The organism is Mycobacterium neglectum (assembly GCF_002591975.1).
Taxonomy (GTDB): Bacteria; Actinomycetota; Actinomycetes; order Mycobacteriales; family Mycobacteriaceae; genus Mycobacterium; species Mycobacterium neglectum.
This window is the reverse complement of record NZ_NVQE01000015.1, coordinates 19589-33279: the sequence shown is the minus strand read 5'-3', so window position 1 is coordinate 33279 and position 13691 is coordinate 19589. Positions and strand designations below refer to the sequence as shown.

The window sequence follows — 13691 nt, the reverse complement described above, 5'->3', positions numbered from 1 at the left end:
ATCCGCAGATCAGCGAATCGATTGCAACTGCCTCCGCACCATTTCAACCGGATGATCGGCCAGGTTCGTCGCCTCGCCGAGGAGCTCACCCAACTGCAACGGATATACGGTTTCGCCCCTGGCGACCAGCTCGGCGATCATTGTCTCATCGCACCACCGGTGGCCATGAATCGTGCGCCGCTCGAGGTCGTTGTGACCGCTCGTCGACGGTTCGAAACGGTCGGTCCGATAGACGAAGAACTTCTCCTCGCTGCGGATGAGTGCCCCGTTGAACTCGAACACCGCATTTCGGCGCCACACCGGCCCGATCAGATCAGCGGCGCTGACCCGCAGGCCGGTCTCCTCGGCGATCTCGCGCGCAGCGGCGTCGGCGAGCGCCTCCCCCGGTTCGACCTCGCCGCCGACTGTGAACCACCACAGCGGCGCGCCGGCGAGAGCAGGATCGGAGCCGCAGAACAACAGGACCGCCCCGTCGCGGTCGAGCAGGACCACACGCGCCGAGACGCGTTGGTTGGCCGCGGGCCCCACCTCATCGGACGTCGCGGCACCAAGAGCCCGTTCGGCGATCTCGAAATAGGTTGGCAGCGCGGCGGTTCCGCCGAGGCGCAGCATCCGCACCGCAGGGCGCTCCCGCAGCGCGAGGGTGTCGCGCACAGCATCGTTGTGGAATCGGCGGGCCAGCAGCACCCGCGCCTCGGCGTCGGCCAGTTCGGCGACCAACGCGAGCGGCAACGATGACGGCTCGACCATCGCCAACGCTGAGGACAGCTCGTTCTCGGCAGCCTCACGCCGCTCCCGCGGAGAGCGTTCGGCGACGTCGGCCAACGCCTTCAATCGCTTGCCCGCAGGCGCACCTTCGTAGGCATCGACGGCGACTGCACGAGCGACCACGGCCCGACGCGCCAGCGCGCTGTCGAGGGCCTGCCAGGACAGGTCATAGCGCACGTGCAGCCGGTCCAGACGGTTGGCGGTTTGATACGCCCACGCCCCGATCAGCAGCAGGGCCACCAGCAACAGCCCGAGGGCGATCACGAGGATCCAGGTCGTCACTTGGATTCCCCGGCCTTGCTCGAAACGCGCCGACGGCGGTCGGTCGTACCCGCGACATGCACCTTCGTGTCCGCGCCCGCGACCGTCTCGTAGACGCGCGTGATCTGGCCGGCCACCACCGACCAGTCGTAGCGGCGCACCGCCTCGGCCGCCGTCTGCACGTAGCGCGACCGGACGTCGTCGCTGTCCAGCACCTCGATCACCCCGTCCGCCAGTCCCGCGGGATCGTCGACCGGCACCAGTCGACCCGCGGTCCCATCCATCAACACCCGGCGGAACGCATCCAGGTCGCTTGCGACGACCGCGGTGCCTGCCGCCATCGCCTCGACGAGCACGATGCCGAAGCTCTCTCCCCCGGTGTTGGGCGCGCAGTACACGTCCGCACTGCGCAGCGCCGAGGCCTTCGCGGCGTCGTCGACCTGGCCGAGAAACCGCAGGTGCTTCGCGCATTTCCCGGCGGTTTTACGCAACTCGTCCTCATCGCCGCGGCCGACGATCAGGATCTCGATATCGGTGAACCGCTCGACCAGCCGCGGCAGCGCACGCAGCAGCACGGCCATGCCCTTACGTGGTTCGTCATACCGGCCCAGGAACAACACCGATTTGCCCCTGCGCGGGTAACCATCCATCGTCGGCGCCGACGCGAACGCCCCGACGTCGACTCCGTTCGGTATTTCGACGGCGTCGCTGCCGAGGGACTCCATTTGCCACCGCCGCGCGAGGTCCGACACCGCGATGCGGCCCACGATTTTCTCGTGCATCGGCCGCAGGAACGGTTCAAACACGCTGAGCGTCAACGACTTCGTGGTCGAGGTGTGGAAGGTCGCGACAATCGGCCCCTCGGCGATGTTCAGCGCCAGCATCGACAGGCTCGGCGCGTTGGGCTCGTGCAGATGGAGCACATCGAATTGGCCCTGGGCGAGCCACTTTTTCACCATGCGGTGCGTCGCAGGCCCAAACCGCAGCCGCGCCACCGACCCGTTGTACGGGATCGGCACAGCTTTGCCACCCGACACCACGTAGTCGGGCAATGAGGTCTGCGCATCCGACGACGTCGGCGCCAGCACGCTGACCGCGTGGCCGCGGCCGTGCATCACCTCGGCCAGCTGCAGCACGTGGGACTGCACCCCACCGTTGACGTCGAACGAATAGGGACAGACCATGCCGATGCGCATCAGGTCGCCTCGAGTTTGGCGCGTCGTTCGTCAGACAGATCAGCCAGCCACTGCGGCTGCATCATGTGCCAGTCCGCAGGATGCGCGGCGATGTTGCTCGCGAACCGATCCGCCAACGCCTGGGTGACAGCGGTGACGTCGCCGGAGCTGGTGTCGAGCGGCTCCTGGAGGTTGATGACACAGTCGTCGCCGTCGTAGTAGACGTGCGCCGGAATCAAGTGGGCCCCGGTGGTGATCGCCAATTTCGCCGGACCTGCGGGCAACCGGGTGCGTTCTCCGAAGAAGTCGACTTCGACCCCCGACCGGCTGAGGTCGCGGTCCGACATGAGGCACACCAGCTTGTTCTCGCGCAACCGCTCGGCGAGCAGCTCGAATGGTGAACGCTCGCCGCCCGACGCCGGGAACACCTCGAAGCCGAGACTTTCCCGGTATTCGATGAATCGGCGATACAGCGATTCCGGCTTCAGTCGCTCGGCCACCGTCGAGAAAGTGCCGTGCCTCTGAACGAGCCACACACCGCCCATGTCCCAGTTGCCGCTGTGGGGCAGCGCCAGAATGCCGCCGCGGCCGGCGTCCAAAGCCGCCTGGGGTCTGTGCGTTCCGATACTCACTTCGTCGAACCGCCGCGCGACCTCGACCAGGTCCATCGTGGGCAACCGGAACGCCTCCCGCCAGTATCGGGCGTAAGAGGCAAGCGAAGCGCGCATCAGTTCGTCCGGCACGCGGTCCGGCGAGACGCCGAGCACGCGGGCAAGGTTCTTGCGTAGTTGGTCGGGCCCGCCGCCGCGGGCGGCGTAGAGCGCACCGGCGCCGAACGCGTTGCGCGCCACCACCTCCGGCATTGCACGAACGAGTCGCCAGCCTGCGGCATATCCCCAGTCCGCGAACCTGCCGCTCAGCGAGGTGCCCGATTCCGGATCCTGTGGCGGTGCCGTCATGACTCGTCCCCCTGCGCTGCCGGCGGGGTGTGCCCCGACGTCTCCGGTGTCTCATCACCGGCGCTTTCGGGCTTCGTCAGCCGATCCATCGCTCCTGGTGAGGTCCGCACGCTGTGCACGCGCTGACCCAGGGTGATGAGGCTGGTCACCGCCAGCAGCCACATCGCCACGTGCAGCAGCCACGGTAGGCCGAAGAGTCCCGACAACCCCGCCCCAAGCAGGACGATCATCAACCGTTCGGGCCGCTCGATCATGCCGCCCTCGGCAGACAGACCGCTGGCCTCGGCGCGCGCCTTGATGTACGAGATCACCTGCGCGGTGACCAGACAGATCAACGTCGCCACCACCAATGAGGTACTGCGCACGCCGAAAGCGGCCCACCACAGCAGACCGCAGAAGATCGCGCCGTCGCCGATCCGATCGCACGTGGCATCGAGGACCGCGCCGAACCGCGTGCCGCCACCGCGCTGACGCGCCATCGCGCCGTCCAGCATGTCGGCGAGTACGAAGAAAGAGACGACGAGCCAGCCCCACCACAGCTGGCCGATGGGAAACAGCGTCAGCGCGCCCAGCACGGTGCCCGCCGTGCCCAGGATCGTGATGCTGTCGGGGGTCAGCCCCGCGCGCAGCGCAGCCTTGGCGATCGGCCGAGACAACTTCTCGTACGCCGCACGGGTCATCACGTAGACGTTGCTCACTGCTGCTTCGCCCACTCCGTCGCCAGTAACTCACGCGTTTCGCTCAGCAGCTGCGGGACGATCTTCGCGCCTCCGATGATGGTGATGAAGTTCGCGTCGCCGATCCAGCGCGGCACCACATGCATGTGCAGATGCTCGGCCAACGACCCGCCCGACACCTTGCCCAGGTTCAGCCCGACGTTGAATCCCATCGGGTTGGACACACTCTTGATGACGCGAATCGCCTTCTGGGTGAAGGTCATCAGCTCGACGCTTTCCGCCTCCGTGAGGTCTTCGAGCTCCGACACCCGGCGGTACGGGACGACCATGAGATGCCCAGGGTTGTACGGGTAGAGGTTGAGCACGACGTACACCAACTCGCCGCGCGCCACCATCAACCCGTCCTCGTCGGACAACATCGGGATGTCGGTGAACGGGCGCGAGGGTTCCGAACTATTGCGCCGCAGCGGCGACTCGGCGATGTACGTCATCCGATGCGGCGTCCACAACCGTTGCAGGTGGTCGGGCTCGCCGACGCCGTGGTCGACGATCCGGTGGTCATCTTCCTGCTCTTCGTGCAGACGCTCCTCGGGGGTCACAGCGCAGTGCCCACCTTGACCAGTTCAGCTGTGGGAGTGGCATTTTCCCGGCCTGCGATCCACTTGGCGATGGCGGCCACCGCGTCGTCGCGCGGTACACCGTTGATCTGGGTGCGGTCGCCGAAGCGGAAACTGACGGCACCGGCCTCGATGTCCCGATCGCCCGCTACGAGCATGAACGGCACCTTCTGGTTGGTGTGATTCACGATCTTCTTGGCCATCCGGTCGTCGCTGACGTCAACCTCGGCCCGGATGCCGGCCAACTTCAACTGATTGGCAACGCCGTTGAGGTACGGGATGTGGTCGTCGGCGACGGGAATTCCGACCACCTGTACCGGCGCCAACCATGCCGGGAACGCGCCGGCGTAATGCTCGGTGAGCACACCGAAGAACCGCTCGATCGAGCCGAACAGCGCACGGTGGATCAGGACGGGGCGCTGGCGGGTGCCGTCGGCGGCGGTGTATTCCAGTTCGAAGCGGTCGGGCATGTTGAAGTCGAGCTGGATGGTCGACATCTGCCAGCTGCGGCCCAGCGCGTCCTTGACCTGAACGGAGATCTTGGGTCCGTAGAACGCCGCACCACCCGGATCGGGCACCAGGTGCAGTCCCGAGGCTTCGGCGACCTCACGCAGCGTCTCAGTGGCCTCGTCCCAGTCCTCATCGGAGCCGACGTACTTCTCGGGATCCTTTGTCGAGAGCTCCAGATAGAAGTCGTTCAGGCCGTAGTCGGCGAGGAGGTCGAGCACGAACCGCAGCAGCGACGCCAACTCGTCACGCATCTGCTCACGGGTGGTGTAGATGTGCGCGTCGTCCTGGGTCATGCCGCGCACCCGAGTCAGGCCGTGGACCACACCGGACTTCTCATAGCGGTACACCGAGCCGAATTCGAAGAGCCGTAACGGAAGTTCCCGATACGACCGCCCGCGCGACCGGAAGATCAGGTGGTGCATCGGGCAGTTCATCGGCTTGAGGTAGTAGTCCTGCCCCGGCTTGCGCAGCGTGCCGTCCTCGTCGAACTCGGCGTCCATATGCATCGGGGGGTACATGCCGTCGGCGTACCACTCCAGGTGTCCCGACGTGATGTAAAGCTGTTCTTTGGTGATATGCGGGGTGTTGACGAAGTCATAACCGGCCTCGATGTGCTTGCGGCGCGAGTATTCCTCGAGTTCTCGACGGATGATTCCGCCCTTGGGATGGAAAACCGCCAGCCCGGAACCGATTTCATCGGGGAAGCTGAACAGGTCCAGTTCCGCACCGAGCCTGCGGTGATCGCGCTTCTGCGCTTCTTCGATGAACTCGAGATGGCGGTCGAGGGCCTCTTGCGACTCCCAGGCCGTCCCGTAAATGCGTTGCAGGCTCGCGTTGTCCTGGTTCCCGCGCCAGTAGGCGGCCGAACTGCGGGTCAGCTTGAACGCCGGAATGTAGCGCGTCGTCGGGATGTGCGGACCGCGGCAGAGATCCCCCCACTCCCGTTCGCGGGTGCGGGGATTGAGGTTGTCGTAGGCCGTCAGCTCGTCACCGCCGACCTCCATGACATCGGGGTCGCCGGACTTGTCCTCGATGAGCTCGAGCTTGTACGGCTCGTTGGCAAGCTCTTCTCGCGCTTGGTCTTTGGACTCGTAGACCCGCCTCGAGAACAGCTGCCCTTCCTTGACGACCTGGCGCATGCGCTTCTCCAGCGCCTCGAGATCTTCTGGCGTGAACGCGCGCGGCACATCGAAGTCGTAATAGAAGCCATCGGTGATGGGCGGTCCGATACCGAGTTTGGCTTCGGGGAAAAGCTCCTGAACGGCCTGGGCCAACACATGGGCGGCGGAGTGACGGATGACGCTGCGGCCGTCGTCGGTGTCGGCGGCCACCGGGATGACGTCGACGTCGGCGTCGGGCGTCCACGACAGGTCACGCAGCCGCCCCTCGAGGTCTCGCACCACCACCACGGCGGCGGGATCGCCGCGACCCGGTAGACCGGCCTCTCGAACCGCCGTACCCGCGGTGGTCCCGGCAGTGACCCGAATAGGGGCTGCTGGGACGGGGCTGACGGCGGTGCTCATCGGGGTATCTCCGTTGCTTGTGGGCTATGCGGGCGTTGGCCGAACGCGACCATGCTATCGGTGCGGGTCCTCAAGACCCCAAGCCAATCGGACTGTTCAGCCAGGGCCAATCGAAGCCGAAGAGTTCGACGGTCCAGTCAGCCGCGCCGAGCAGCCACAGGGTGCCGATGACGATCAGCACCGTGAAGATGCCGGCGATCGCCTGGATGACGATGTGCTGTTCGCCGAACCGGGCCATTACCCGGTCGTAGCGCTCCTTGCTGTAGGCCAGCAGCCGTCGCGCCCATTCGAACTCGGTCGCCAGAATTCCGAGCCCGATGAACACGATTGCCCAGCCTGGACCCGGATACGGGATCGCGATGATGCCGACGACGAAGACCACCAGACCGACGACTCCGACCACGATGCGGTAGACGAAGTCGACCTTGCGTCGATCGCGGATCTTGTCGCGCCAGCGGGCCCATCGGCGGGCGCGACTCGGCCGTTCATCTTCGTCCTGGTTCACGGTTGCCCGGGTAGCAGTTTCACAAAGAGTGCGTGCGACTCGGCCAGGACGTGCTCCCCGTCCAGCAGCCGCCCCGACACGAAGATCTTGCGGTCCACGATGCTGTCGATGCGGGCGTCGACCTGGAACTCCTTCTCGACGAGCGCGATTTTGCGGTAGTCGACGTGCAGGAACGCGGTGCGCTGGGCGCGGCTGCCGCTGAGGGTGAACGCGGCGTACCCGAGCAGGCCGTCGAACAGCTGCGCCACCGCGCCGCCGTGAGCGGCACCGTTGCGGCCGAGGTGGAAGCGACGGAACATCGCCGTGCCTTCGATGCGCCCGTCGTCCGTCTTGTGCAGATCCAGCGGGATGGCGAGGAGATTGCCGCGGTTGGGCAGATCCATCCGGCGTCCGGACGGCGAGGCCCACTCGTCGGCGTAATAAGGCGCCAGTAGTTGGGTGACCTTTTCGACGAGGTCGGCGGCCTCGCTGATCACGTCATCGGGTGCGTCCGCCGCGCGGGCGTGGTCCTGCAGCGTGCGGACGGCGTCGACGAACCGGCCATAGTCGGGTCCCCCCTTGGTGGTCGGCACCGGCGGATTGAATCCCCCACCGGGATGCGCACCCGAGGACTGGTCGGTCGTCACACGACCACCGTATTGCCTGGCTCAGACTCGGGCTGGATCGCCTGGCTCAGGCCGAAGCAGACCCGGCTTTGCTCAGCGTCTCGAACTCATCGTCGGACAACTCGATACTCGCGGCCGCGACGTTCTCTTCGAGATGGGCGACCTTCGAGGTGCCGGGGATCGGCAGCATCACCGGCGATCGCTTGAGCAACCAGGCCAGCGCCAGTTGCGACGGGGACGCATCGTGGTCCGCCGCGATGCGCTGCAGCGGTCCGTCAGCTGCCGCCAAGGGGCCGGCGGCCAGCGGAAACCACGGAATGAAGCCGATGTTCTGGGACTCGCACGCTTCGAGCACCGGCTCGGCCGTGCGGACGGAGAGGTTGTACATGTTCTGCACCGACACGATCGTCGCGACCTTCTGGGCGGCCTCGAGTTGGTCGACGTTGACCTCGGACAGCCCGATGTGGCGGATCTTGCCCTCCTGCTGCAGCTTGACGAGCTCGCCGATCTGGTCCTCGGCGGGGAACTTGTCGTCGATGCGGTGCAGCTGGAACAGATCGATGGTGTCCACACCGAGGCGGCGCAGGCTCATCTCGCATTCCTGACGCAGGTACGCCGGGAAGCCGAGGACGGGCCACACGTCGGGCCCGGTCCGCAGCAGACCGGCCTTGGTAGCGACGACGAGCCCTTCCGGGTACGGGTGCAGGGCCTCTTTGATCAGTTCCTCGGACACATACGGGCCGTAGGAGTCCGCGGTGTCGATGAAGTTCACGCCGACCTCGACGAGACGGCGTAGCACGCGGATGCACTCGTCGTGATCGGCAGGCGGGCCCCACACGCCCTGGCCCGTCAGGCGCATCGCGCCGAATCCCAGACGATTGACGGTCAGGTCGCCGCCGATGGTGAAGGTGGTCATGTTTGGCAACCGTACGCCGACATTGTTAACCGCGAGATACCGTGTGGCCGCAATGAAACTGAGCGACCTTGCCGTGCTGCCGTTGACCTATTCAGAGGTCGGCGCCACCGCGGGAACACTCCCGGCCGGCTACCACCATGTACAGAAGTCGGCGGTGATCGGCCGCGGTCGGGCGCGCTTCGAGGAGGCCGGCGCGGCAGGTATGCGTTGGGGCATGCTGCGGGGCGCCGGAGTCAAAGTCGAGGCGACGACGGAGGTCGCCGCCGTGGGCTCCGAGGTAATCGTGGGGGTGGGTCCGGTGCAGGCGCCATGCCGGGTGGTCTACGTCGTCGACGAGCCCGATCGTCGCGGGTTCGCGTACGGCACATTGCCCGGCCATGCCGAATCCGGCGAGGAGCTGTTCCTCGTGCGCTACGACCCGGCGACCGAGAACGTCCTGGCGGTGGTGACGGCCTTCTCCCGGCACGCTACGTGGTGGAGCCGCCTGGGATCGCCCGTCACGTCGCTGGTGCAGCGAGTTGTCACTACGCGCTACCTGAAGGCCCTGTGATACTCGGTTGGCTCTCGCCGTCGCTGCTGACAAGCGCCTCGGAGTCCAACAGCGCGTAGCCTGGGAAAAAACCTAAATCAAGTCATTCGGACGGTGAGTGGTGAACAATCCAGGCGTGGTCGAATCCACCCACTTGCGTATTGCCGAGCTGGTTCAGAACCTGCACGGCAGGCCCGACACCGACGCAGACACCGTGATCGCCGAGCTGGCAGAGCATGCTGCTGTGGAGATTCCTGGCGCGCAGTACGCCGGCATCACGGTCACCCGCAACGGCAAGCACATCGAGACCCCGGCCACCACGCATTTCTATCCGATGTTGTTGGACAAGATTCAACAACGGCACCAGGAGGGCCCCTGCCTGACCGCGGCATGGGAAGAGAAGACGATCCATGTCGCCGATCTCGAAACCGATGACCGTTTCCCACTCTATCGGCAGGACGTGCTGGCCGAGACCCCGATCCGGACAATTATGGCGTTCCAGTTGTTCATCGCCGGTGAGACGATGGGTGCGCTGAACGTGTACGCCGAAGAACCCGACGTGTTCGGGGACGAGTCGCGAAACATCGGCTTGGTTTTCGCCGCGCATTCGTCGGTCGCGTGGAATTCGGCGCGACGTGACGAGCAGTTCAAGAACGCTTTGGCCAGCCGCGATGTGATCGGTCAGGCCAAGGGGATGATCATGGAACGGTACGGCGTCGATGCGGTGCAGGCGTTTGAACTGCTGCGCAAGCTATCTCAGGACTCCAATGTGGCACTGATCAAGGTTGCGACCCAGCTCGTCGCCGACACCCAGTCAGCATCCACGTAGCGTCGCGATCGTGTCTCGATAGCATCGCGAGCAGGTCTCGATCGGTCAACACCGCGAGATTCCTTGTGCGCCATTTGCGTTCAGAACGCAGGTCGTTTGCCAAAATTGCACGCCGTTGCCGAAGCGTGACGAACCCTTGACCGAATTGCGAAGGCCCGCCTGCACTTCGAATTGCCTTGCCAGCCCTACGATCTCTAATTGACAAGGTTGTAATTTTGAGAAGGAATCAGAAGCCATGCGTGGGGTTGTTCGATGTGTTCTCGCAGCGATCGTGACAGCTGCCAGTGTGGTCGCGGGGCCGGCCGCCGCCCCTAGCGCGGCGGCGAGCCAGTCGTATCGCCCCGCCATCGCGTCGGTTCTACCGGCACGGGACGCAGTGGTGGGTATCGCCCACCCCGTTCTCGTGACGTTCACAACGCCTGTCACCGACCGGCGCGCGGCCGAACGCGCCCTCGACATCCAGTCGGTGCCCGCGATGACCGGCAAGTACGACTGGCTGGAAAACACTGTTGTGCAGTGGATTCCCGACGAATTCTGGCCGGCGCACAGCACGGTGTCACTGTCCATGCGCGGCGGGCTGGCCACCACAAACTTCAGGACGGGGCCCGCCGTCGTCGGCGTTGCCAATATCTCGGACCACACGTTCACCGTGACCATCGACGGCGTCGACGCGGGACCGCCACCTCAGCTGCCGGCGCCGCACCACCGACCGCGTTGGGGTGAAGAGGGTGTGTTCCCCGCATCTATGGGCCGGCCGCAATATCCGACGCCGGTCGGCACCTATGCCGTTTTGGGCAAGGAACGCGACGTGATGATGGATTCGAGCAGTGTCGGCATCCCCGTCAACTCCCCCGATGGCTACCTGCTGGACGTGGAATACGCCGTGCGTTTTACCCAGCGCGGCCTCTTCGTGCATTCAGCGCCGTGGGCTGTCAATTCAATGGGGTATGAGAACGTCAGCCATGGCTGTATCGGACTCAGCACCGAGGACGCCGAGTGGTACTTCAACACCGTCAACGTCGGCGATCCGATCATTGTGCGGGAGAACAGCATCGAAGTTCCCCGGACGGTGACCGGCTAACAGAGCCCCGTGGTCTAGCTCTGCCAAACCATGACTTAGTCGTGCCCAGCTATCGGCGACACTGTCGCTACATGCTGTGGAGACTCTCCTTCTGCGCGACCTTGTCGCTCGCGGCTTGGGCGCTTTCGACGTGGGCGCCAGGCACTCCTAAACGGCGGAGGGTCTGTCGATCCCCCGGCCCGACAGAGCGATAACGGTAGGCGGTGCGAGCGGCGGCGACCATGCATTGCGTACGCGGCGATGCATCAGTGTAGAGCGCCAACAAACTTGTTGATCTGCAACAGATTCCGCACCCGAGGTGCGTCACACTTCGAGGATGCAAACAACGAACCGCCCCCACTCGGTGGGGGCGGTTCGTCGCGGAGGAACGGTGTCAGTGCCCGGTAGGTCCGGGCGCCGTCGGCTGACCGGCTACCGGCGCTCCAGCCGGTGCCGGACCGGTTGAATCACCCTTACCGCCGGCGGCACCACCCATGGTGGTCAGCGGCGCCAGTGGCGCACCCGCGGCAATCGGCGCACCGATCGGAACGATCGGGACCGGCGGGACCAGCGGTGGGACCAGCGGCGGCGGCACGACTGGCGGCACCAGCGGCGGGGGAATGATCGGCGGCGGGACCAGCGGCGGCACGATCGGAGGCCCAGGCAGGGCCATCGGAACGCCCGCCATCTCGGCGACCGGGGCGCATACGGGCGCCGCTGCAGCCGGGCCGGCCTCACCAGCCGACGTCTGGAGGCATTCGTAGCCGCCAGCTGCCGCGATGCCGGGGCTCAACGCAATAGCGACGCCGCACAACCCCCCGACAGCAATTACTTTGAGGTCGAATCGATCAAAGATCGCCATCGCCCATCGACTCCTTCATTCGCGCACTGACATTCCGCATTCACCTGGTGCAACACAATCCGCGCTGTACCAAAGCCGTCTACTGGACGACCTCGTCAATTATCTGTACGAATTACAACGGTGGGACACGCCGCACCGCACCGTATCCAAATGGTGACGTACGACTTTCAAACAGTGATGTTGTTGCTCCGAAGTTGCTGCGCTCGTTGAGGTTTCAACTTAGCAATCGAGACACAGTGGTAACCGATCTGTGCCCAAATCGAGTCCGGGATACATGGCGCGGGCAGTATGCGTTTCAAACCCGCGAGCCAGGGCATCACTGGGGAACGAAGCATCGAATGAGGGGCTGGTAATCATGACAGTTGAATCCAAACCCACCGCAGATGCGTCGCTCGGCGAGTTGTTGAGCCAGTTGTCGGCGCAGACATCGCGGTTGGTTCGCGACGAGATGCGATTGGCGCAGAAGGAGTTTCAAGAATCTGCCAGGCACGCGGGCATCGGCGCCGGACTGTTCAGCGTCGCCGGTTTGTTGGCCGTCCTTGGCCTCGCGACACTGATCGGCGCGGCTGTGGCCGCGTTGTCGCTGGTACTGCCGGTGTGGGCGGCCGCCGTGATCGTGGCAGCAGTACTTTTCTTCGTCGCGGGTGTCGCGGCTCTGATCGGTCGACGTCAGGCGGACGAGGTCACTCCGGCAACACCCAGAACAGTCGAAACGGTGAAAGCCGACATCGAGGAAGTGAAGGAAGCACGCCATGGCCGCACCTGATCCCCATCGTCCCGAGCCCGGTCCCGAGGCGGACATCGGGGACATCGAGGCTGACGCCGAGCAGACACGCACCGAGCTCGGCCAGACGGTCGAGGCGCTCGCCGACAAGCTTGACGTCAAGAAACAGGCGAAAGAGAAGGCCGCAGGGACCAAGGAGCAGGTCGTCGAGAAGGCCGACTCACTGAGGCATGCCGCTACCGACAACCCGAAGCGAACGGTGCCGACCGCGGCGGTGGTCGTGATCGCCGCGCTGGCGGTCGGGATCGTCGTGTGGCGGCGGCGCCACTGAGATCGGCGAGACTGGGTGGGCTGAGACGAAATGTGCTCTGAACTTGTGGTCCCGACTGGGATCGAACCAGTGACCTTCCGCGTGTGAGGCGGACGCTCTCCCCCTGAGCTACGAGACCGGGGAGCTCGACCAAAAGGGTCGAACGACGTCGAAGACTATCACCTCGCGGGTTGCGACCCGAATTCGTTTCGCTATGGACGCTGCCCGCATTTCGTACGTTCGACGGCCCACCCCGCATTGCCGGGCTATCGTCACGCCGTGGATCAACCTGGCAGACATTCGGTCTCCGCCGTTGCCGGTTTGGTCGCCGTGCTCACCCTCTCCGCGTGTGGCAGCTCCCCCGGCCCCCATCCCGCGAGCGCTTCGTCCGCCGCCACTCAGACCAAGGCGTCCGCGACGCGCTCACCGCCACCGACGTCGGAGCCACAGCCGGCGGACCGGGAGGTGTTCGCGTTCACCGGCTTCATCTCCCCGACGGGCAACGTCGCCTGCATGATCGACGTGGACCTGGCCCGCTGCGACATCATCGACCACGACTGGTCACCTCCGCGGCGCCCCGCGGACTGCGAATTCGACTACGGACAGGGGATCGAGATCGTTGCCGGCCAAGCGGCCGAGTTTGTGTGTGCCGGCGACACCGCCTTCGGCCCCGACGAAGTGCTGCCGTACGGCGATGCGATCACGGCGGGCCCGCTGCGCTGCGAAAGCGCCGACGAGGGCATCACGTGCCGAGACGCGGGCACCGGACATGGCTTCACGATCGCACTCAAGGCGTATCGGCTATTTTGATCGCCGTTGAGTTTTCAGAGTTCGCCCAGCACAAGCTCAGCTTTGGCCATA

16 protein-coding genes and 1 tRNA gene are annotated in these 13691 nt (G+C 65.3%); 6 read left to right on the top strand and 11 right to left on the bottom strand.

All coding sequences use genetic code 11. The annotated features are described in order from the left end of the window. Window positions 1–9: 9 nt before the first annotated feature. From CSQ99_RS13870 to CSQ99_RS13830, 9 genes are all read right to left on the bottom strand, one after another. On the bottom strand, window positions 10–1050 hold the full coding sequence (locus CSQ99_RS13870; protein ID WP_099039615.1) for an NUDIX hydrolase: 1041 nt from the start codon (window positions 1048–1050) through the stop codon (window positions 10–12). Next, on the bottom strand, window positions 1047–2225 hold the full coding sequence (locus CSQ99_RS13865; protein WP_099039614.1) for a glycosyltransferase family 4 protein: 1179 nt from the start codon (window positions 2223–2225) through the stop codon (window positions 1047–1049). Before CSQ99_RS13865 ends, CSQ99_RS13870 begins: the two co-directional genes overlap by 4 nt. After that, window positions 2225–3163, bottom strand: coding sequence for a phosphatidylinositol mannoside acyltransferase (locus CSQ99_RS13860; RefSeq protein ID WP_099039613.1), 939 nt, complete (start codon window positions 3161–3163; stop codon window positions 2225–2227). Before CSQ99_RS13860 ends, CSQ99_RS13865 begins: the two co-directional genes overlap by 1 nt. After that, window positions 3160–3861 carry a phosphatidylinositol phosphate synthase gene (gene pgsA / locus CSQ99_RS13855; RefSeq protein WP_099039612.1) on the bottom strand — a complete coding sequence of 234 codons (702 nt, stop codon included), beginning with the start codon at window positions 3859–3861 and terminating at the stop codon, window positions 3160–3162. The genes CSQ99_RS13860 and pgsA overlap by 4 nt, the downstream gene beginning before the upstream one ends. Then, complete coding sequence (locus tag CSQ99_RS13850) at window positions 3858–4421, bottom strand: ATP adenylyltransferase (protein ID WP_425437823.1); 564 nt, start codon at window positions 4419–4421, stop codon at window positions 3858–3860. The genes pgsA and CSQ99_RS13850 overlap by 4 nt, the downstream gene beginning before the upstream one ends. A 14-nt stretch (window positions 4422–4435) precedes the next feature. Continuing rightward, complete coding sequence (gene thrS, locus CSQ99_RS13845) at window positions 4436–6490, bottom strand: threonine--tRNA ligase (protein WP_099039610.1); 2055 nt, start codon at window positions 6488–6490, stop codon at window positions 4436–4438. Between the two features lie 70 nt (window positions 6491–6560). Then, the gene (locus tag CSQ99_RS13840) at window positions 6561–6995 is read right to left on the bottom strand and encodes a TIGR02611 family protein (protein WP_099039609.1); all 435 of its coding nucleotides are present in this window, start codon (window positions 6993–6995) and stop codon (window positions 6561–6563) included. Beyond that, window positions 6992–7621, bottom strand: a complete 630-nt coding sequence (locus CSQ99_RS13835; RefSeq protein WP_099039608.1) for a PaaI family thioesterase — start codon at window positions 7619–7621, stop codon at window positions 6992–6994. The genes CSQ99_RS13840 and CSQ99_RS13835 overlap by 4 nt, the downstream gene beginning before the upstream one ends. A gap of 46 nt (window positions 7622–7667) precedes the next feature. Further along, the gene (locus CSQ99_RS13830; protein ID WP_099039607.1) at window positions 7668–8516 is read right to left on the bottom strand and encodes an aldo/keto reductase; all 849 of its coding nucleotides are present in this window, start codon (window positions 8514–8516) and stop codon (window positions 7668–7670) included. Between the two features lie 52 nt (window positions 8517–8568). Between CSQ99_RS13830 and CSQ99_RS13825 the strand changes: the two genes are divergently transcribed. The 3 genes from CSQ99_RS13825 (at window position 8569) to CSQ99_RS13815 (ending at window position 10955) form a co-directional block, all read left to right on the top strand. Beyond that, the gene (locus tag CSQ99_RS13825; RefSeq protein ID WP_099039606.1) at window positions 8569–9066 is read left to right on the top strand and encodes a DUF1990 domain-containing protein; all 498 of its coding nucleotides are present in this window, start codon (window positions 8569–8571) and stop codon (window positions 9064–9066) included. A 115-nt stretch (window positions 9067–9181) separates the two neighbouring features. Further along, on the top strand, window positions 9182–9874 hold the full coding sequence (locus tag CSQ99_RS13820; RefSeq protein ID WP_425437822.1) for a GAF and ANTAR domain-containing protein: 693 nt from the start codon (window positions 9182–9184) through the stop codon (window positions 9872–9874). A 235-nt stretch (window positions 9875–10109) separates the two neighbouring features. Next, entirely contained in the window at window positions 10110–10955 is an 846-nt protein-coding gene (locus CSQ99_RS13815; RefSeq protein ID WP_099039605.1) for a L,D-transpeptidase, read from the top strand. Window positions 10956–11328: 373 nt separating this feature from the next. On the opposite strand, the gene CSQ99_RS13810 is transcribed toward CSQ99_RS13815, so the two are convergent. Continuing rightward, window positions 11329–11796 (bottom strand): hypothetical protein, encoded by a 468-nt coding sequence (locus CSQ99_RS13810; protein ID WP_099039604.1) that lies wholly within the window; start codon window positions 11794–11796, stop codon window positions 11329–11331. Between the two features lie 355 nt (window positions 11797–12151). Between CSQ99_RS13810 and CSQ99_RS13805 the strand changes: the two genes are divergently transcribed. Both CSQ99_RS13805 and CSQ99_RS13800 read left to right on the top strand, forming a co-directional pair. After that, entirely contained in the window at window positions 12152–12562 is a 411-nt protein-coding gene (locus CSQ99_RS13805; protein ID WP_176561021.1) for a phage holin family protein, read from the top strand. Beyond that, the gene (locus tag CSQ99_RS13800) at window positions 12549–12851 is read left to right on the top strand and encodes a DUF3618 domain-containing protein (RefSeq protein WP_099039603.1); all 303 of its coding nucleotides are present in this window, start codon (window positions 12549–12551) and stop codon (window positions 12849–12851) included. The genes CSQ99_RS13805 and CSQ99_RS13800 overlap by 14 nt, the downstream gene beginning before the upstream one ends. A gap of 46 nt (window positions 12852–12897) precedes the next feature. Here CSQ99_RS13800 and CSQ99_RS13795 read toward each other — a convergent pair. Beyond that, window positions 12898–12969, bottom strand: a tRNA-Val gene (locus tag CSQ99_RS13795). A gap of 140 nt (window positions 12970–13109) precedes the next feature. On the opposite strand from CSQ99_RS13795, the gene CSQ99_RS31365 reads away from it, so the two are divergent. Beyond that, a complete protein-coding gene (locus tag CSQ99_RS31365) occupies window positions 13110–13640 on the top strand; it encodes a DUF6636 domain-containing protein (protein WP_245908902.1) in 531 nt (176 codons plus the stop codon). Window positions 13641–13691: the final 51 nt, after the last annotated feature.